Annotated in this window: 16 protein-coding genes and 1 other RNA gene; 1 reads left to right on the top strand and 16 read right to left on the bottom strand. The window is 50.4% G+C overall.

Features of this window, described 5'->3' with window-relative positions; genetic code table 11:
* Both CFI03_RS01510 and CFI03_RS01505 read right to left on the bottom strand, forming a co-directional pair.
* On the bottom strand, window positions 1-207 hold the full coding sequence (locus CFI03_RS01510; protein WP_127496377.1) for a DUF1540 domain-containing protein: 207 nt from the start codon (window positions 205-207) through the stop codon (window positions 1-3).
* A 54-nt stretch (window positions 208-261) separates the two neighbouring features.
* Window positions 262-762 carry a YpuI family protein gene (locus tag CFI03_RS01505; RefSeq protein ID WP_127496378.1) on the bottom strand — a complete coding sequence of 167 codons (501 nt, stop codon included), beginning with the start codon at window positions 760-762 and terminating at the stop codon, window positions 262-264.
* Window positions 763-949: 187 nt separating this feature from the next.
* Here CFI03_RS01505 and CFI03_RS01500 point away from each other — a divergent pair, with 187 nt between their 5' ends.
* Window positions 950-2,821, top strand: a complete 1,872-nt coding sequence (locus tag CFI03_RS01500) for a S8 family peptidase (protein ID WP_248756269.1) — start codon at window positions 950-952, stop codon at window positions 2,819-2,821.
* A 694-nt stretch (window positions 2,822-3,515) separates the two neighbouring features.
* Here the strand turns inward: CFI03_RS01500 and rnpB are convergent.
* The 14 genes from rnpB to cdd form a co-directional block, all read right to left on the bottom strand.
* An RNA gene (rnpB, locus tag CFI03_RS01495) (RNase P RNA component class A) lies at window positions 3,516-3,921 on the bottom strand.
* Window positions 3,922-3,985: 64 nt separating this feature from the next.
* Window positions 3,986-5,107, bottom strand: coding sequence for a Nif3-like dinuclear metal center hexameric protein (locus tag CFI03_RS01490; RefSeq protein ID WP_248756268.1), 1,122 nt, complete (start codon window positions 5,105-5,107; stop codon window positions 3,986-3,988).
* On the bottom strand, window positions 5,074-5,862 hold the full coding sequence (locus CFI03_RS01485) for a tRNA (adenine(22)-N(1))-methyltransferase (RefSeq protein ID WP_248756267.1): 789 nt from the start codon (window positions 5,860-5,862) through the stop codon (window positions 5,074-5,076). Before CFI03_RS01485 ends, CFI03_RS01490 begins: the two co-directional genes overlap by 34 nt.
* Complete coding sequence (locus CFI03_RS01480; RefSeq protein WP_127496382.1) at window positions 5,862-6,701, bottom strand: hypothetical protein; 840 nt, start codon at window positions 6,699-6,701, stop codon at window positions 5,862-5,864. Before CFI03_RS01480 ends, CFI03_RS01485 begins: the two co-directional genes overlap by 1 nt.
* Before the next feature lie 99 nt (window positions 6,702-6,800).
* Window positions 6,801-7,931 carry an RNA polymerase sigma factor RpoD gene (gene rpoD / locus CFI03_RS01475; protein ID WP_127496383.1) on the bottom strand — a complete coding sequence of 377 codons (1,131 nt, stop codon included), beginning with the start codon at window positions 7,929-7,931 and terminating at the stop codon, window positions 6,801-6,803.
* Window positions 7,932-7,962: 31 nt separating this feature from the next.
* A complete protein-coding gene (gene dnaG / locus CFI03_RS01470; RefSeq protein WP_248756266.1) occupies window positions 7,963-9,801 on the bottom strand; it encodes a DNA primase in 1,839 nt (612 codons plus the stop codon).
* A 41-nt stretch (window positions 9,802-9,842) separates the two neighbouring features.
* Window positions 9,843-10,313: a YaiI/YqxD family protein gene (locus tag CFI03_RS01465; RefSeq protein WP_127496385.1), complete on the bottom strand. Its 471-nt coding sequence runs from the start codon at window positions 10,311-10,313 to the stop codon at window positions 9,843-9,845.
* 83 nt (window positions 10,314-10,396) lie between these two features.
* A complete protein-coding gene (locus tag CFI03_RS01460) occupies window positions 10,397-11,209 on the bottom strand; it encodes a pyruvate, water dikinase regulatory protein (protein ID WP_248756401.1) in 813 nt (270 codons plus the stop codon).
* A 61-nt stretch (window positions 11,210-11,270) separates the two neighbouring features.
* Window positions 11,271-13,352, bottom strand: coding sequence for a glycine--tRNA ligase subunit beta (glyS, locus tag CFI03_RS01455; protein WP_248756265.1), 2,082 nt, complete (start codon window positions 13,350-13,352; stop codon window positions 11,271-11,273).
* On the bottom strand, window positions 13,345-14,232 hold the full coding sequence (gene glyQ / locus CFI03_RS01450; RefSeq protein ID WP_127496388.1) for a glycine--tRNA ligase subunit alpha: 888 nt from the start codon (window positions 14,230-14,232) through the stop codon (window positions 13,345-13,347). The genes glyS and glyQ overlap by 8 nt, the downstream gene beginning before the upstream one ends.
* 559 nt (window positions 14,233-14,791) lie before the next feature.
* Entirely contained in the window at window positions 14,792-15,541 is a 750-nt protein-coding gene (recO, locus tag CFI03_RS01445) for a DNA repair protein RecO (RefSeq protein WP_248756264.1), read from the bottom strand.
* 49 nt (window positions 15,542-15,590) lie between these two features.
* Window positions 15,591-15,752 (bottom strand): YqzL family protein, encoded by a 162-nt coding sequence (locus CFI03_RS01440; RefSeq protein ID WP_091188858.1) that lies wholly within the window; start codon window positions 15,750-15,752, stop codon window positions 15,591-15,593.
* A gap of 100 nt (window positions 15,753-15,852) precedes the next feature.
* Window positions 15,853-16,752, bottom strand: coding sequence for a GTPase Era (era, locus tag CFI03_RS01435; protein WP_248756263.1), 900 nt, complete (start codon window positions 16,750-16,752; stop codon window positions 15,853-15,855).
* 8 nt (window positions 16,753-16,760) lie between these two features.
* Complete coding sequence (cdd, locus tag CFI03_RS01430; RefSeq protein ID WP_248756262.1) at window positions 16,761-17,192, bottom strand: cytidine deaminase; 432 nt, start codon at window positions 17,190-17,192, stop codon at window positions 16,761-16,763.
* Between the last annotated feature and the right edge of the window lie 4 nt (window positions 17,193-17,196).

Here is a 17,196-nt window from a genome sequence, read left to right as displayed (position 1 = left end):
TCACTCCTTCGGTTTAAAAGTGTGGCAGCAGGTAGCGGATGATTCTGTAGCTTGATCCTGATGGTAAAGCCCAAGATCATCAGCTGCGAATTCTTCGTTGAAGTCTGCATGCTGATCAATATCGATGGAAATGGCATCAGCATTGCAATTGTTGCCCTCTTTCCAGAAGGCGCAATTGGACACGCTGCAGGTTACACCTTTCGGCATAAAAAAATCACCTCCGATATCAAGTTTCCCTGATCGAAAGTGATTCATTCCGTCCTATTTTTGCCCCTGCATACGGCGCTGGGTCATGTAATCATTCTCATAATACGCCAGCTCGTCGCGGAGCTCTTCGTAAATTTTCGAAACGCTGAGGACGATGTTACGCGCTTCGCGGATAGGCTTGAAGCGGAAACGGATGGCGTCTTGTCCGGTGTAAGCATAACGGCCGTCTTCCGAATAACATTCATTCTTCGGATAGAAGAAGGCATTCACGCACTGATGATAAACATCGTACAAGGCGCGTTCAGCAAAATCGTTATCGAAATTTGGCCGTCTGAGCAGTACTCCAAGTTTCTCAACCGAGACTTCAGAGAAGACCAACAGATGTCTTAAATCAGACAAGAGGCCTTTGTAGAACGTTTGTGCTTCATCTCCAGTCTCTTCGCCGATTAATTGGTTCAGCGAATACTGGTTAAGAAACGTTTCCAATTGATTAATTGCATCTTTTAACTTTGTACGCGATGTTTCACTAAGCGACTTCGCATTGGTCGATGGCATAGGTAGTTCCCCTTTCTTCTACTACAACAAAAAAACTAAGGCATCAACAATATGATACCACAAATTACATTCGTTTGGTACTGGCGGTTCAGACATTGTTCGGCGCATATTTTCGGCCATGCGATGCGCAACCTATCCATTAGCGTTGCAACTAAGCTGGCAAAGCGATGAAGGGACGAAAGAAACAATGAATGCGAGAAAATGGGTTGGTCTTTGTGCCATTATAGCACTGGTAGCCATTGTTGTACCCGGTACGCGATATATTTTCAATGACCGTAAAGCACCTGAATCCGAAGTAAGAAATTTCTCGGCGCATCAGGAAAAAACACTGAAAGTCAAAACTTTAAACAAGGATATGGACGCTACCGCTCTTCTCTGTACGACGGAATGCAGCAAGGAATTCCGCAAGCTAATGAGCAGCGACACCAAAACGGGCGCAATGAAGGCGCAGTCGGATAAAGTAGCCCATATGATGAACATGCATAAGCATATGGTCTACATCAGCTGGATCAACGGAGATCGAAGCGTAGACCGCGGCGCTCTCCCGGACAAAACAGCGTCGCAATATGTGGAAGAAGCCAAGGCTAAGGTAAAAGCCAGCCAGCCTTATCACTCCAAGCCGTTTATGAGCGAAACCGGCAGCCGATACATGGTGCTTGGAGTGCCTAGCGGCAAAAATAACGGCATTGGTGTCGTAGGCGTCATCAATCAGGATATCGTTATGCAGGTCGAGCGCCATCAAAAACGGAATTTGCGGCTTGTGCCTTATCCTGCTGAAGGCAACTACCGAGTCGAATCGGTGGAACCTAATACCAACCGCGAAACGACAGTACGGGATGGCGAAGACAACGGCAATGCCAGCCATTATCATGTCAAGGATGTGGTTGTACATTTCCAGGATAAGCTGACAAATCAGCAATTAGAACAAATCAAGCAAAAAATCAATGCCGAGAAAATTCAGCGCGTTGGCGATACCTATGTATTCCGTTCCAAGAACATGGATGCCGATAAAATGGTTCATTATTTCCAAAAATCTTGGAAAACCGAATACGTGGAGCCTCATTATCTGTACCTGACGAATGAAACGGCCGCGTCCGATAACACAGCCGACATCATCACTCCTAACGATGCCCTATATTCCCAATACCAGTGGAATCTGCCTTCCATCGAAACCGAAAAAGGCTGGGGCTTATCCAAAGGCAATGACAAAGTTATCGTTGCTATTCTGGATACCGGCGTCCAAGCCGATCATCCGGATTTGAAGGGCAAGCTGCTCAATGGCACAAACATCGTGGATACGAATGCCGCTCCGAATGACGACGTTGGTCATGGTACCCATGTGGCAGGTATTATTGGCGCAACCGTCAACAATGGCGAAGGTGTTGCGGGCATCTCCTGGTATAACAAAATTATGCCGGTAAAAGTGCTCGACAGCAGCGGCGCAGGCTCTACCTATTCGGTTGCGCAAGGGATCATATGGGCTACCGACCATGGCGCCAAAGTTATTAATATGAGTCTTGGCAACTATGCGCAGGCCGAATTCCTGCATGATGCGATTAAGTATGCCTACGATCACGACGTCGTGATGGTTGCGGCAAGCGGCAATGACAATACCGACCGGCCTGGTTATCCGGCCGCATATCCGGAAGTTTTTGCCGTTGCGGCAACGGATGCGTCGAAAAACAAAGCTTCGTTCTCGAACTTCGGCGATTACATTGACGTAGCGGCGCCTGGCGACAGCATCGCCAGCACTTATCCGGGCAGCCAATATGCGGCGTTGTCAGGCACCTCTATGGCCAGCCCGCACGTAGCGGCCTTAGCCGGCTTGATTCGCTCCATTAACCCTGACCTCAACAATGAAGAGGTTATGGACATTATGCGCAAATCGGCTATTGACCTTGGCAACAAGGGTAAAGACAACTACTTCGGCTACGGTCTGATCGACGTCGACAAAGCTCTGAAGGCAGCATCGAACTACACCACTGCCCTGCAGAACTTCCCAAGTCAAACCGAACGTCGCCTGGAAGCGATTAGCCGGCGGTATAGCGCTGGCAGCTAAGAACGGCTCTTCGCTCGGGACGGGCAGTATGAAGCTCACAGCAGATTGCTCAGGACGGACAGTATGGAGTTCACAGCAGATTGCTTGGGACGGACAGTATGTTCTTCCGGCCGCTGTTTCTCGACCATTTCCTGATTGGAAACATACTTGCCCTTACCCTCGACTCCCGCCGTTCAATTTATATATAAAAATGGAAGCATCTTCTGGCCTTTTCGCCGAGGATGCTTTTCTTTTGGTAAAATATCCTGCTGCTCACCTTGCACGAAATACAGTATAATTAGCTCGTTTAGGCTTGTATTAGGAATTATGTTGTATGAAATACAGTATATTTCGCCAAGCCAGCTCTTTTTAAGTCATTTGCGCGAAGATTTCCTGCATTTATGGCAATGTATCTCACACATTGCTGAAAACCTCGAAATATCCTGCATTTTGTACAACGTAGCCTGGCTGCCATTATGTAATAAGCTTAAGCTTCCTTGGTATAAGTAGCAAGTGGAGCTTGTCGTGCAGGAAAAGGGTTGGCGATAACAGGAAAAGGAGTACCTCTTGAGAAGCGAAGCGTCCGCCGTAGACAATAGCGGTCGAAAGAGCTACTCCGGCCCCGACGATCCAACGGCCAACCACCTAAATTTTCCGCAACAAGCAACAAAAAAGCCTCCCGGCGAATGCCAGGAGGCGTAATTTGTTGTCCGTTGCGGAAAGTTTGCCGTAAGCCGGGTTCTGTGCTTCTAGTGGTCATAACGGGAACGACCCTCCCACGGGCGAAGCGACAATCATCTATCTAGGCTGTTTATTGCTAAACAGCTCAAGCAACCAACCCGAACGAGCCTCGGGCTAAGGCTGCAGCTCTAGGCTGCTACGTTCTCTCGGTCTTGCTCCAAGTGGGGTTTACCAGGAATATAGTCACCCATACTCCTCGTGGTCTCTTACACCACGGTTCCACCCTTGCCTGTGCCGGCGTAAACCAGCCATCGGCGGTCCATTTCTGTGGCACTATCCTTCAGCTCGCGCTGACTGGACGTTATCCAGCACCCTGCCCTGTGGAGCCCGGACTTTCCTCTCGCGGCAACAAGGCCGCCAGCGATTGTCTGTCAAACTTTCCGATGCACGAATAAGTATACAGGGTATTTTACAAAACCTCAACCTGTTTTATCGTCCCAAATGCTACACGAACCGGAAAGGCTCCGTATTTATGGAGGAATGAACAGCTTTTGTCTCGTATTTCCGTTCCGACAGCTGTTGATTCAGCCAGTCGGCCACACGCTGCTTCATGATTTTTTCGACATTATGACCTGGATCAATAATGGAAAGTCCATCCGCAAGCGCGTCATGAGCGGTATGATAATCGACGTCCCCCGTGATGAGCACATCCGCTCCGGCAAATTGCGCATGACGGGTGTAACGCCCGCCTGAGCCGCCTAAAACGGCAGCTTTCTTAATGACTCGGTTCGGGTCGCCAACAAGTCTAACATAAGGCACCTCGAACACTTCCTTTACCTTTTCGACCAGTTCGCCAAGGGTGACAGGCTGCTCCAGCTTTCCGCTGCGGCCAAGGCCAAAGGATCTCCCCTTCAGATCAACCGAGTACAGATCATAGGCTACTTCCTCGTAAGGATGCGCCTTCAGCATGGCCTGCACCACCTTGCGGTGAACGCTATGCGGAACAATCGTTTCAATGCGGATTTCCTTCGCTTTTTCCAATTGCCCCTGCTGGCCGATAAACGGATTCGTGCCTTCTCCGGGAAGGAAGGTTCCCGTCCCTTCGATATTAAAGCTGCAGTGGCTGTAATCGCCGATATGGCCCGCTCCCGCTTGGAACATCGCTTGAAGCACCTTTTCATGCTGCTCCTCCGGAACAAAAACAACCAGCTTATACAGCTTATCCGTATGCACCTCTTCGAGACATTGGCGGCCTTCCGCCTTAATGCCAACCAGGTCGGCCATCCAATCGTTAATGCCGCCGTCAGCCACATCCAGATTGGTGTGCGAGATATAGACCGCGATATCATTTTTGATTAGCTTCTCGTACAGCCTGCCTGCCGGCGTAGAGGTATCCAGCTTCGCCAAAGGACGGTAGATGATGGCATGATGCGCAATAATAAGCTCTGCTCCGGCAGTGATGGCCTCATCGACAACTTCATCCGTCACATCCAGCGCTACAACGATTTTCCGGATTTCCTTGTTCAACGTCCCAAGCTGCAGTCCGATTTTATCATTCTCGACTGCATAATGCTTTGGCGCAAGCTGCTCCATTATTTGGATGACGGTCTGTCCGTTTGCAAACATTGAAGCACCTCCTCGATTACATTAATTTCCTCACGGAATTGCTGCTTCTTCTGCTCCGCTTGCTCGAGATCGGATTGGGACATCTGAGCTACAATCTTGCCAAGCTTATCGAGCTCTAGACGCCACTTTTTGAAGAAGACATCCTGCGGCGCGCGAAGCAGATGCGGCCCCATCCTTTCCAGAATCGCAGCACCTTTCTCTTGATAAGTAGGCAGTGCAAGGAAAGAGGAGTCGTAAACTTCGGTATTCCGCTCCTTCGATTCTGCCTTATCATATTTGAAGGCATGCAGCACTTCGTAAATTTTGTCGTCTTCCTCCAGAATGGACTCCTCCGCAAGGAACCAACCGCGCTTCAATAACCAGCCTCGCACAAACTCTTCGCCGACATTAGGCTGGAGAACCAATTCCTTTACCCCATTCAGCTTTCCGGCTAAATAACCTTCTTCCAAAATGCTGCTCATTAAGCTGCCGCCCATGCCCGCAATCGTTACCGTATCGGTCTCCCCGGGCTGCAGGACGGACAACCCGTCCCCGCGGCGGACTTGAAGCTTGCCGGTAAGGCCCGCATCCGCGGCTTGCTTACGCGCCGCCTCAAACGGACCGGGATTTAGCTCTCCTGCAATGGCAGAGGGAACTCGGCCGGATTGAATCAAATAAACCGGAAGCAGCGCGTGATCGGAACCGATATCCGCTACGCGCGAGCCCGGCGTTACAAAGTCTGCGATTCTTTGCAGACGTCTCGATAATTTCAACATTAAGCAACCCACACCATCCATTGTTTTCGCATAAAGAACAACAGCCCGCCGCCCACCGCAATCTTCAAGAGCAATTGAAGCTGCAGCTGCAGCATAACCGGTTCTTTCCATACAATCATTTCGTATAACTCCGGCACAAACCATAAAATCGCGCATGCCGCGAATAAAACCATAGCAGCCTGCTTGGACCAACGGTGGACAAACCAGCTTGCCCAGCCGAACAGAACCGAGAGCGGCATCCAATAGAGCTGCGATTCATACCACTCCGGCGCGCTCGTAAACTTGGCTAGCAGCCATGCATATACCATTATTCCCGCAAGCCAGCCGCAAAGATGCAGCAGCTGGATTCTTGCCGCGATTCCGTACACCACCCAGAACAGCGCGCAAAAACCAAGCATCCCTGCCTTCCAGCCCCATTCCGTCATCTCGTGCAAATCCAATATGTATAGGCCGGCGCCAAGCATTAACAGCATGCCCGCGCCGGTTACAGCAAGCCCGGCTGACTCATGGCGTCTTCTCAAACGGGCGCCAAACCACAACAGACCAATGACGCCAACGGCCGAAACCCCAATTTGCAATAGAGGGTGAAAAACGTTAAAATAAAGCACAACAAAGGAAATAAAGGTAAAAAAACCAAATGTAAGGAGCCAATGTTTGCCTGAAGCCTGTTGAACGGCCATTACCGCCTTGGCTATCGAATGATTGGATTCACGCCTTACTTCCTGATCATGATCCATATACAAGTTAAGCAGAAAATCACAATATTGATCCGGCAGCAATTTGCTCCTGCTCCAGTGCTCAATTTCTCTGACGATAATCTGGCGTCGCTCTTCATTCATATGCCTTATGTTATCCTCTCAGGTAGAATGACGATAGGTTCAATTGGAAAAAAAGACCTTGCTGCAAGAGCAGAAAGGTCCTTATCGGTTAATGCTATCTTATTCTAGGAAATCTTTAAGCCGTTTGCTGCGGCTTGGGTGACGGAGCTTGCGGAGTGCTTTCGCTTCGATCTGACGAATCCGTTCACGGGTTACGCCGAATACTTTGCCAACCTCTTCGAGGGTGCGAGTACGGCCGTCGTCAAGTCCAAAACGCAGACGGAGTACATTTTCCTCACGCTCTGTCAATGTATCAAGCACATCTTCCAACTGCTCCTTAAGCAGCTCGTAAGCCGCCGCGTCAGCAGGTGCAAGTGCTTCTTGATCCTCAATAAAATCGCCAAGATGCGAATCGTCTTCTTCACCGATCGGTGTTTCGAGCGATACCGGCTCTTGAGCAATTTTCATAATTTCCCTTACTTTATCGGTACTGAGTTCCATCTCCGCAGCGATTTCTTCCGGGGTCGGTTCGCGCCCAAGCTCTTGAAGGAGCTGTCTGGAGACCCGAATCAGCTTGTTGATCGTTTCGACCATATGAACCGGAATCCGAATGGTACGCGCTTGGTCCGCAATGGCGCGCGTAATCGCTTGGCGAATCCACCAGGTTGCGTACGTACTGAACTTAAAGCCTTTTTGATGGTCGAACTTCTCTACCGCTTTAATCAGACCCATGTTGCCTTCCTGAATCAAATCAAGGAACAGCATGCCGCGGCCGACGTAGCGTTTCGCAATACTGACAACGAGACGAAGGTTCGCTTCCGCAAGTCTGCGCTTCGCTTCCTCATCCCCGTTCTCGATCCGTCTTGCCAGTTCGATTTCATCATCCGCTGACAGGAGCGGAACACGGCCGATTTCTTTCAAATACATGCGTACAGGGTCATTAATTTTGATCCCCGGAGGCAGAGCCAAGTCATCGTCGAAGTTGAAATCATCCTGCTCGCGATCCGAGTCCTCACCGCGGTTAAGCGGATCACGATCCTCGTCTCTTTCGTTTAATACCTCAATTCCTAAATCGTCAAGCTGTTCGAAAAACTCATCGATTTGCTCCGGATCTTGATCAAACGGCGACAATTTCTCCATAATCTCTTTATAAGTTAAGGAGGCTCTTTTCTTCCCCTGTTCAATCAATTGTTCCTTCACTAAATCCAGTTTTTGTTCGGCATCTAGTTCAGTATGCTGATCATTCGCCATATTCCGACTCCCTCCTCCCTAGAACCGATCGTCAAGTCGTTCCTTTTAGCTGTCTCTCTAGGGTTATAATCTCACTTAACATTTGCGCGGCGAGCAGATGATCTCCGGCGCGTTCCGCCTGCATCATTTCCTCTTTTTTTCGGTCGATCTCCCGGAACCTAGGTACTTTGATAATGTCCTGAATATCGGCTTCCAAAATTGCATCGTCAAAAGGAAAATCTCCGTCCATCATCAGAATGGCTGCAGCCGTTCTCTCCAGACGTTCGTCTTGGAGCGAGGCGATAAACCTCCCGGCATCCGGATCATAGCCCTGCGCATAAAATGCGTATAAATAAGCAGCAAGCGCTGCGTGATCCTCAATATTGAACGCGTCTCCCAGCTTTTCATGGACAGTCTGCGCCACATCCCTGTCGCGCATCATCACATGAAGCAGCCTCCGCTCTACATACGTATAAGCAGGCATTAGCACGGGAGGCCCCGATCTTCGGCGATTTTCATTCCTACCATTATTCCACGAATTGTCGTTATTATCCCTTCCGGGTTTCTTTTTTTGCAATTCTTGATGCTTTAGGTGACAATCCTGCTTTAATACCTCTAATGGGAAATTAAATTCGCGCGAAAGCTCTTGCAGGTAAACCTCGCGTTCAATAGCCGAATCAAGCTCTGCCACAATTCCGGCGGCTTCAAGCAAGTAATTTTTCCGACCTTCTTCTTTTAGCAGTATATGGTTTTTTCTTGAATATATAAGCTTAAATTTTGTAGTTGTGACAGGCTGATCAATGACTTCCCGAAGAAAATCATCCGGACCGTATTCGGTAATATATTCATCCGGATCCTTTCCTTTCGGAAGCATGGCCACCATCACTCTAAGCCCTGCTCCTTCGAGCATCGGAATAGACTTCATGGCGGCTGCTTGTCCGGCGTCATCACCGTCGTAACAGATCACAATTTCTTCAGCCTGCCTTGCAAGAATGCTGCAATGCTCCTCCGTCAAGGCCGTTCCCATTGTGGCAATCCCGTTCTTTACGCCCGCACTCCAAGATTTAATGACATCCATATACCCTTCGAATAAAACAACTTGCTTGCTCTTGCGGATGGCAGGTCGCGCATGATGCAGATTGTAAATCGTGCGGCTTTTCGTAAACAGCATCGTTTCCGGTGAGTTCAAATATTTCGGCTGGCCTTCACCGATTATTCGTCCCGCAAACGCCGTTACTTTGCCGTCCCGATCCCAAATCGGAAACATGATTCGTCCCCGAAACCGGTCCACATATCCGCTTCCGTCTGATTTCGCGGATAGCAGCCCGCCTTTCTCCATTAAAGAGGGATCGAAATTTCTGGCTGTCAAGAACCGGCTTAGCGTATCCCACTGTTCCGGCGCGTAACCGATCATAAAATGACTGATCAGTTTGTCGCCAAGCCCGCGATCGCGCAAATAGTCTTTGGCGGCACGGCCATGCTGCGTATTGTTCAACAGATAGTTATACAGCTTCGCAGTCAGCTCATGCGCTTCAAGAACAGCGCTGCGTTCGGTATCGGCCGCCGTTGGCTTCGAGCCGTCCGGGTTGGCCCAGGTAACAGGTATGCCCGCCTCTTCGGCAAGCACTCGAACCGCTTCTGGAAAGGTATAGCTTTCAATCTCTTCCACGAACCGGATTACGTTGCCCGTCTTGCCGCAGCCGTAGCAGTGAAAAATCTGCAGCTCCGGCGTCACGGTGAAGGAAGGCGTCTTCTCCGAGTGGAAGGGACAAAGCCCTTTCATATACTTGCCGTTCTTAGAGAGATGAACGTATTTGCTCACCGTATCTACGATGTCATGATGACGGCGTACCGCCTCAATAACGTCATCCGGTATTTTACCGTAGGTCATTATCCATCACCTTCATCCTAATGACACGTAAATAATATTCGCTAAATGTCATGTTTCTCCTGCAAGTTTGATAAAACTTTTGTCAACTTTTGTTGAAAACGCTCCCGATCCTCATGATTCATGGCTTTTGGGCCTTTCGTTTTACCCCCGGCACGCCTTCTTTTCGCAGATTCATGACGCCGCTCCATCAAATAATCGATGTTCTCGTCCGAATACTGTTCGCCGCGCGGAGACAAGACGACCGCCCCTTTTCCGATTGCAATACATGCCAGACCGAAATCCTGCGTAATCACGATATCGCCTTTGGCTATATGATTGACGATATACAAGTCGACCGATTGGCTGCTCCGGTCGACCTGCACAACCGAAACACCTTCCTGCGGCTCAAGCCGATGGTCATAGGAAGATACCATGACAACCGGGACGCGGAAGCTGCGTGCGGTCCGAGCAATTTCGGTCTTAACGGGACAAGCGTCGCCGTCAACGACGACTGTCGGTTGATTAAGCTCCATCACGCATCACCGCTTATTGTTGTATATTTCAATTACCGTACTATTATATACGGCAATACTTCAAAAAAATCCTGCAATTTGGCTTAAACGCCGCGAAAATGCTCCATAATCAGACTCGCCGTTTCTTCCACCGCGCGATGCGATACATCGATAACGACGCAGCCGATTTGTTTCATAATCGCTTCCGCGTATTCAAGCTCCTTCAATATCCGGTCCTCCGCGGCATACGACGCGCTGTTGGGCAAACCAAGCGCCTTGAGCCTTTCCTTCCTGATCGTATTCAAGTACGGCACGCCAATCGTCAAGCCGATAATCCTTTCGACCGGAACATTGAACAGTTCCTTGGGCGGCTTGATTTCCGGAACGAGCGGAATATTGGCTACCTTGTATTTTTGATGCGCCAGATACATGGACAGCGGCGTCTTCGACGTCCGCGATACGCCGATCAGCACGATATCCGCTTTCAGGACGCCGGAAGGGTCCTTGGCATCATCGTAACGCACCGCAAATTCGACGGCATCCACCTTGCGGAAGTAATCCGCGTCAAGAACATGGTTAAGGCCAGGCTCCTGGCGCGAATGACGTCCGGTCTGCCGCTCGAGGCTTTCGATCAGCGATCCAAGCAGATCAATGGCTTCCACTTGATGCTCCCTGGCCAGGTTCTTCATCGCTTCCCGCAAATGCGGGATGACCAGCGTATAGAGAACGATGGCGCCCGACAGCTTGGCTTGCAGAACAAACCGCTCCAGAGTGGGCACGTCCATGACAAACGGCGCGCGGCGAATGTCCGTCTGAACCGGATGGAACTGCGCTACCGCAGCCCTTACGACGAGCTCTCCGGTATCCCCCGCAGCGTCGGATACAACGTAAATAATCACTTCAGCTGAACCTGCCATAATCATCATCCCTTCCCTCTATGGATTGACGACAATGATACATTGACGAGTGCAACCTGTATTACCAGACCAGCTTCGAGAAGTCGGCAATAGCCGTAATGTCGTCCGCGAGAAGCGAAAGGGTTGCCAGACGGTTGCTGCGCACGGCGTCATCCTTGGCCATAACCATTACCGAATCGAAATAGGCGTTGATCGCCTGCTTAAGCGAAGACAAATTAGCAAGCGCGGAAGCAATATCTCCCTCGGCGACAGCTGCCGCAACCGCTGGATGGGCTTTTTGCCACTGCTCGTAAAGAGCACCCTCTGCCTCTACTTCGAACAGAGCCGGATCCACTGCACGCGACTCCGCTTTGGAAGCCAGGTTGCATACCCGGTTGAAAGCATCGATCGTCAGCTTGAACTCGCTGCGCTCATTGCCGGATGCCAGTTCGTTAATCAGTGCCGCCCGTTCAACGGTAATACGCAAATCATTAAAACCGGTTGCCATAACTGCATCAACGACGTCATAACGGTTAGCTTGCTCCGACAGAACATTCTTCACGCGAAGCGCAAAGAAGTCGTTCAAATCTTTACGGATCTCGTCCGCGCCGCGTTTCATTCCGCGCGCTTCATGCACCTGGAGCGCTGCGTCAAACAGGTCTGTCAGTTTCAGATCGAGACCTTGAGCCAGAATGATCTGAACGATGCCCGATGCCTGACGGCGCAGGGCATAAGGGTCCTGCGAACCTGTCGGAATGATGCCGATCGAGAAACAGCCCGCGATGGTATCCATCTTGTCGGCAAGGCTTACGATGGCGCCTACAAGGGATGCCGGCGCACGGTCGCCTGCAAAGCGAGGTTGATAATGCTCATTGATCGCTTTCGCTACCGCTTCGCTTTCTCCTGCCTTGCGGGCGTAATCTTCGCCCATAATGCCTTGCAGTTCAGGGAATTCGTATACCATCTGAGTAACGAGGTCGAACTTGCAAATATCCGCCGCTCGGCTTGCTGCCGAAGCCGCGTCTGTGTCTACACCAAGTTTTGCGGCAATCAGATCGGTTGTCGCGCGGATTCTTCCAACCTTGTCCGCAACCGTACCCAGATCTTCGTGATAAACGATATTTTCAAGCTTCGCAAGCGCATCGTTGATCGCAAGCTTCTGATCTTCCTCGTAGAAGAATTTCGCGTCGGAAAGACGGGCGCGAAGAACCTTCTCGTTGCCTTTCGCAACATTCTCGATCGAAGTCCGGTCACCGTTACGCACCGTTACGAAGAACGGCTGCAGCTGGCCTTCCGCATTTAATACCGGGAAGTAGCGCTGATGCTCGCGCATCGACGTAATAAGAACCTCTTGCGGGATATTGAGGAATGCAGGATCAAATGTCCCATATAATACGTTCGGATACTCGACCAGGAATAAGACCTCTTCGAGCAAATCTTCTTTAATCGCGATTTCCCAGTTCTTTTCTTTGGCCAGTTCCTGGATTTGAGCCACGATCAGCTGCTCGCGTTCTTCAACTTCAACAATGACATGCTGATCGCGCAGACGCTCTTTATAATCCGCGGGAGATGCCACAACCGTCTCCTCGCCAAGGAAGCGATGGCCTCGGGATACGTTGCCGCTCTTCACGTTCGTGATTTCGACCGGAATAATATCTTGGCCAAACAAAGCGATAATCCATTTGATAGGACGTACGAACTTCAGTTCATAGCTGCCCCAGCGCATGTTTTTCGGGAAGGACATCGATGTGATCAGGTTTGTCAGCCCTTCCGGCAATACGGAAGCCGTTTCCGTGCCTACGCTGCTTTTGTTCGCATACACATACTCAACGCCGGCAAGCTCCTGGAAAAAGAATTGTTCCGGATCAACGCCTTGGCTGCGCGCGAAACCAAGCGCCGCTTTGCTCCAGTTGCCTTGATCGTCAAGGGCGATTTTACGCGAAGGACCTTTAACCTGTTCGTTTACGTCTTCCTGTTTTTCGGCTACGCCTTTTACATACAGAGCCAGACGCCGAGGTGTCGCAAACACTTCAACCGAATCGTAAGGAATACGCGAATCGTCGAACCATTTGACCGCCTTCTCCTTCAATTGGTTCATGGCACCGCGCACAAAACGCGCCGGTACTTCCTCAAGCCCGATCTCCAGCAATAAATCCTTAGCCATTGTTCTCCACTCCTTTCTTCAGCAGAGGGAAGCCGAGACGTTCCCGCTCCTCGAGATATGTCGCTGCGCAAGCGCGCGCCAGATTACGGACGCGCATAATATAGCCCGTACGTTCCGTTACGCTGATCGCGCCGCGTGCGTCCAGCAGGTTAAACGTATGGGAGCATTTCAGCACGTAATCGTAAGCCGGGAATACGAGGTTATGCTCCATCGTTTTTTTCGCTTCTTCCTCATACATGTTGAACAGCTGGAACAACATCGCGGAATCGGAAGTTTCAAACGTATATTTCGAATGCTCGAACTCCGGCTGCAGGAAGACGTCTCCGTAAGTCACGCCGTCTACCCATTCCAGATCAAACACATTCTCTTTTTCCTGAATGTACGAAGCCAGACGCTCCATACCGTACGTAATTTCGACCGCAACCGGGTTAGCGTCAATGCCGCCGACTTGCTGGAAGTACGTAAACTGGGTAATTTCCATGCCGTTCAGCCATACTTCCCAGCCAAGGCCCCATGCGCCCAGTGTCGGCGATTCCCAGTTGTCTTCAACAAAGCGGATATCGTGATGCTTCGGATCGATTCCAAGACGCTTCAAGCTCTCCAGATACAGCTCTTGAATGTTGTCCGGAGACGGCTTCAGGATAACCTGGAATTGATGATGCTGGTACAACCGGTTCGGGTTCTCGCCGTAACGGCCGTCGGCAGGACGGCGGGAAGGCTCGACGTAAGCTACGTTCCATGGCTCTGGGCCAATCGTGCGGAGGAAGGTCATCGGGTTCATCGTTCCCGCACCCTTCTCTACATCGTACGGCTGTACGAGAATACAGTTTTGCTCTGCCCAGAACTGCTGCAGAGTCAATATCATGTTTTGAAAATTCATGACAATTTCCGCTCCTTTATCCATTAGTATGGCGAAGGCGAGACACAAAAAGCTCTCGTCTCTACGCCTGCTGCCAGACGTAGGGACGAGAGCTGACTCCCGCGGTTCCACCCTACTTGACTTCCGCTTGCCGCTGCTTATTCCGGCAGCGTGCGAAAATCCTCTTTTCGTTAATTGACTCCGGAGTGCCTTTTCGCATGTTTAGCCTGCCCGGGCTTCCACTATCCCCGGATCGCTAGCTCTAGGCATCAACTGCTACTTTCTCCATCACTGTCCATATTCATATTCAAATATATTAAACATTTTTAATGCCGTTGTCAAACCAGGTATTAGGCACTAATGCCCAGGCACTTCCGTAGCGATCCGGTTCCGCTTTTACAGGATGACCAATCAGATCCTTCATGGAGGCCTTCCCCATGAACTAGACGCTCGCATGACATCCTGCGGAATCTGGGCTCTCGACATGCGTAGAGATCCCTCCATTTCCTCCCAATTGAACAAGATTAATCTTACAGGAAAATAAAAACGGCGTGCTCGGTCTGGGGACCGATCACGTCGTTTATTCGAATGAATATTTGTCCATTTGATCAAGAAATGTTCTGGATTTCAGCGGAATGCCGATGTGGACGTCCATAAGCTCCCTCATCAGCTTCTTCAGTTCTTTTTTCGTCTCCGGTTTCACCTGAATAGCCCCAAGACGCCTCAAGTCCATCCGGCTGAACAGCCGCAGAAGCTTATAAGCCCCTTCCCCCATAGGGATCGCCTGGGCATCGTTTCTTGCGCATCTGAGGCACAATACGCCGCCAGCGTGAGGACTTAACCGGAACGGTCCCTGCTCGCTGCTGCAATTGACGCAAATCTCCAGCTCCGGAGCATAACCCGCAGCCTCCAATATGCGCATCTCGAACAGATGCGATACGATTTGCGGATCTTTGCCTTCCTCCATTGCGGCATACCCCGCCTTCAGCTGTTCGAACAACATGGCACCGGATTCGTCTTCCTGTAGCATCTTGTCCGTCAGTTCTGCCAAATAAGAGGCGTAAGCCGCCAAATCGAGCTTCTCACGTAAAAGATGGTGAGATTCAAGAATCTCACCAGCATTAAGCGTACCTAAACCTTTATTCCGGAAAAATACGAACTCACCGTATGTAAATGGCTGCGCGAGAGAAGCATGCCTGCTCTTCATCTTCTTCGCGCCGCGCACCATTACGCCAAGCTTTCCGTTTGTTTTCGTAAGCAGCGTAATTATTTTGTTGCCTTCCCCATAATCCATGCTGCGGATGACAATGCCCTCCACACGATATAGCATACTACCTTCTCCCCCATGCTTGATTCAAGGCAGCCTGCAGGGTAATCCATTAAAGGGCAGACGAATCCTCGAACTCAGCAGCAAGCTCCTCATTGTCTCCCGGCAAATGTTGAGGATGATTCTCTGGACCAAGTTGATCCATTTCCTTGTAGAGCATGTATGACTCCACATCACCGGTCAATGTAAAATACTTCCACGAAAAATTTCGCATTCGTATTCATCCCTTTCCGCCATGGAAATGAAGCCCCAGACGGTAATTAGGATACGGCATTTTACCGAATGCTATCCTTAACAAAATTCGTCAATCCGGCTTAATCATGCCGGAAGCCGAAGTCCTTCAATACGCGCTCCTGATTGCGCCAATCCTTCTTCACCTTGACCCAAAGCTCCAGGAAAGTGCGGGATCCAAGCAAAGCTTCGATATCGCGGCGGGCCTGCTTGCCAACTTCCTTCAGCAAAGCACCCTTTTTGCCGATAATAATGCCCTTTTGGGAATCCCGCTCCACGAAAATAACCGCTCCTATATAAACAACGCCATTCTCCTGCACTCTCATATCCTCGATGCCAACAGCAATGGAGTGCGGAATTTCTTCACGGGTCATATGCAGAATCTTCTCGCGGATAAGCTCCGCGCAGACGAATTGCTCCGGATGGTCAGTGACCTGATCGGCCGGATAATATTGCGGCCCTTCAGGCAAATATTTCTGGATCTGCGCAAGCAGCGTCTCCACGTTGTTGCCTTGAAGAGCCGAGATCGGCACTATTTCCGCAAACGGATACAGATCCTTGTATTGGGTGATAATTTCTAAAAGCTTCTCAGGCTGCACCTTGTCAATCTTGTTCATGACAAGAAATACGGGCGTATCCACCTTTTTCAGCTGCTCGATGATAAAGCGGTCACCGCCGCCTAGTCCGTCTGCAACGTCAATCAGGAAGAGAACGGCCTCAACCTCTTTTAGAGCGCCTTCAGCGGTTTTCATCATATAATCGCCAAGCTTGGACTGCGGTTTATGAATACCGGGCGTATCAAGGAAAACGATCTGCGATGTATCGGTTGTGTACACGCCATGGATTTTATTCCGAGTCGTTTGAGGTTTGTCCGACATAATGGCAATTTTCTGCCCGATTAAATGATTCATAAGCGTGGATTTGCCGACATTCGGACGACCGATAATCGCCACGAATCCGGAACGGAATTTCGTTTGAGTCATGTGAATAGTTAACTTCCTTTCTCTAATGAAGCCGGTGTAAATGCACCCGGCAGCAGCTCGCTTACCGTCATAATGTTCCAGTCGCCGCGCAGATTGCCCATAACTACCGGCATATCCGGCTTGCACAGCTCCACCAGTACCTGGCGGCATACTCCGCAAGGGGTAATGGGTCCGTCCGTATCCCCCATGACGGCTATGACTTGGAATTCTCCAGGCCGCTTGCCATCGGCGATTGCGCGGAACAACGCCGTTCTCTCGGCGCAATTGCAAGGGCTGTACGCGGCATTCTCCACGTTGCAGCCGGAGTGGACATGGCCGCTTTCATCCAGCAGCGCGGCGCCTACGCGAAAATTGGAGTAAGGCACGTATGCCCGCGACATGGCCTCCTTCGCTGCTTCAAGCAAGTTCGAATACTGCTCCGATAATCCTTCGAATGCCATAAGC

Origin of the sequence: Paenibacillus sp. ATY16 (assembly GCF_003399985.2) — a bacterium.
GTDB lineage: Bacteria > Bacillota > Bacilli > Paenibacillales > Paenibacillaceae > Pristimantibacillus > Pristimantibacillus glycanilyticus.
The sequence above is the reverse complement of the archived record's forward strand: the minus strand, read 5'-3'. Positions and strand labels throughout refer to the sequence as shown.

Bases quoted from the DNA above. Each gene is read 5' to 3' on its own strand.
- CFI03_RS01510 (WP_127496377.1), bottom strand. From the start codon at position 207: ATGCCGAAAGGTGTAACCTGCAGCGTGTCCAATTGCGCCTTCTGGAAA.
- CFI03_RS01505 (WP_127496378.1), bottom strand. From the start codon at position 762: ATGCCATCGACCAATGCGAAGTCGCTTAGTGAAACATCGCGTACAAAG.
- CFI03_RS01500 (WP_248756269.1), top strand. From the start codon at position 950: ATGAATGCGAGAAAATGGGTTGGTCTTTGTGCCATTATAGCACTGGTA.
- CFI03_RS01490 (WP_248756268.1), bottom strand. From the start codon at position 5,107: ATGTTTGCAAACGGACAGACCGTCATCCAAATAATGGAGCAGCTTGCG.
- CFI03_RS01485 (WP_248756267.1), bottom strand. From the start codon at position 5,862: ATGTTGAAATTATCGAGACGTCTGCAAAGAATCGCAGACTTTGTAACG.
- CFI03_RS01480 (WP_127496382.1), bottom strand. From the start codon at position 6,701: ATGAATGAAGAGCGACGCCAGATTATCGTCAGAGAAATTGAGCACTGG.
- rpoD (WP_127496383.1), bottom strand. From the start codon at position 7,931: ATGGCGAATGATCAGCATACTGAACTAGATGCCGAACAAAAACTGGAT.
- dnaG (WP_248756266.1), bottom strand. From the start codon at position 9,801: ATGACCTACGGTAAAATACCGGATGACGTTATTGAGGCGGTACGCCGT.
- CFI03_RS01465 (WP_127496385.1), bottom strand. From the start codon at position 10,313: ATGGAGCTTAATCAACCGACAGTCGTCGTTGACGGCGACGCTTGTCCC.
- CFI03_RS01460 (WP_248756401.1), bottom strand. From the start codon at position 11,209: ATGGCAGGTTCAGCTGAAGTGATTATTTACGTTGTATCCGACGCTGCG.
- glyS (WP_248756265.1), bottom strand. From the start codon at position 13,352: ATGGCTAAGGATTTATTGCTGGAGATCGGGCTTGAGGAAGTACCGGCG.
- glyQ (WP_127496388.1), bottom strand. From the start codon at position 14,232: ATGAATTTTCAAAACATGATATTGACTCTGCAGCAGTTCTGGGCAGAG.
- recO (WP_248756264.1), bottom strand. From the start codon at position 15,541: ATGCTATATCGTGTGGAGGGCATTGTCATCCGCAGCATGGATTATGGG.
- CFI03_RS01440 (WP_091188858.1), bottom strand. From the start codon at position 15,752: ATGCGAAATTTTTCGTGGAAGTATTTTACATTGACCGGTGATGTGGAG.
- era (WP_248756263.1), bottom strand. From the start codon at position 16,752: ATGACTCAAACGAAATTCCGTTCCGGATTCGTGGCGATTATCGGTCGT.
- cdd (WP_248756262.1), bottom strand. From the start codon at position 17,192: ATGGCATTCGAAGGATTATCGGAGCAGTATTCGAACTTGCTTGAAGCA.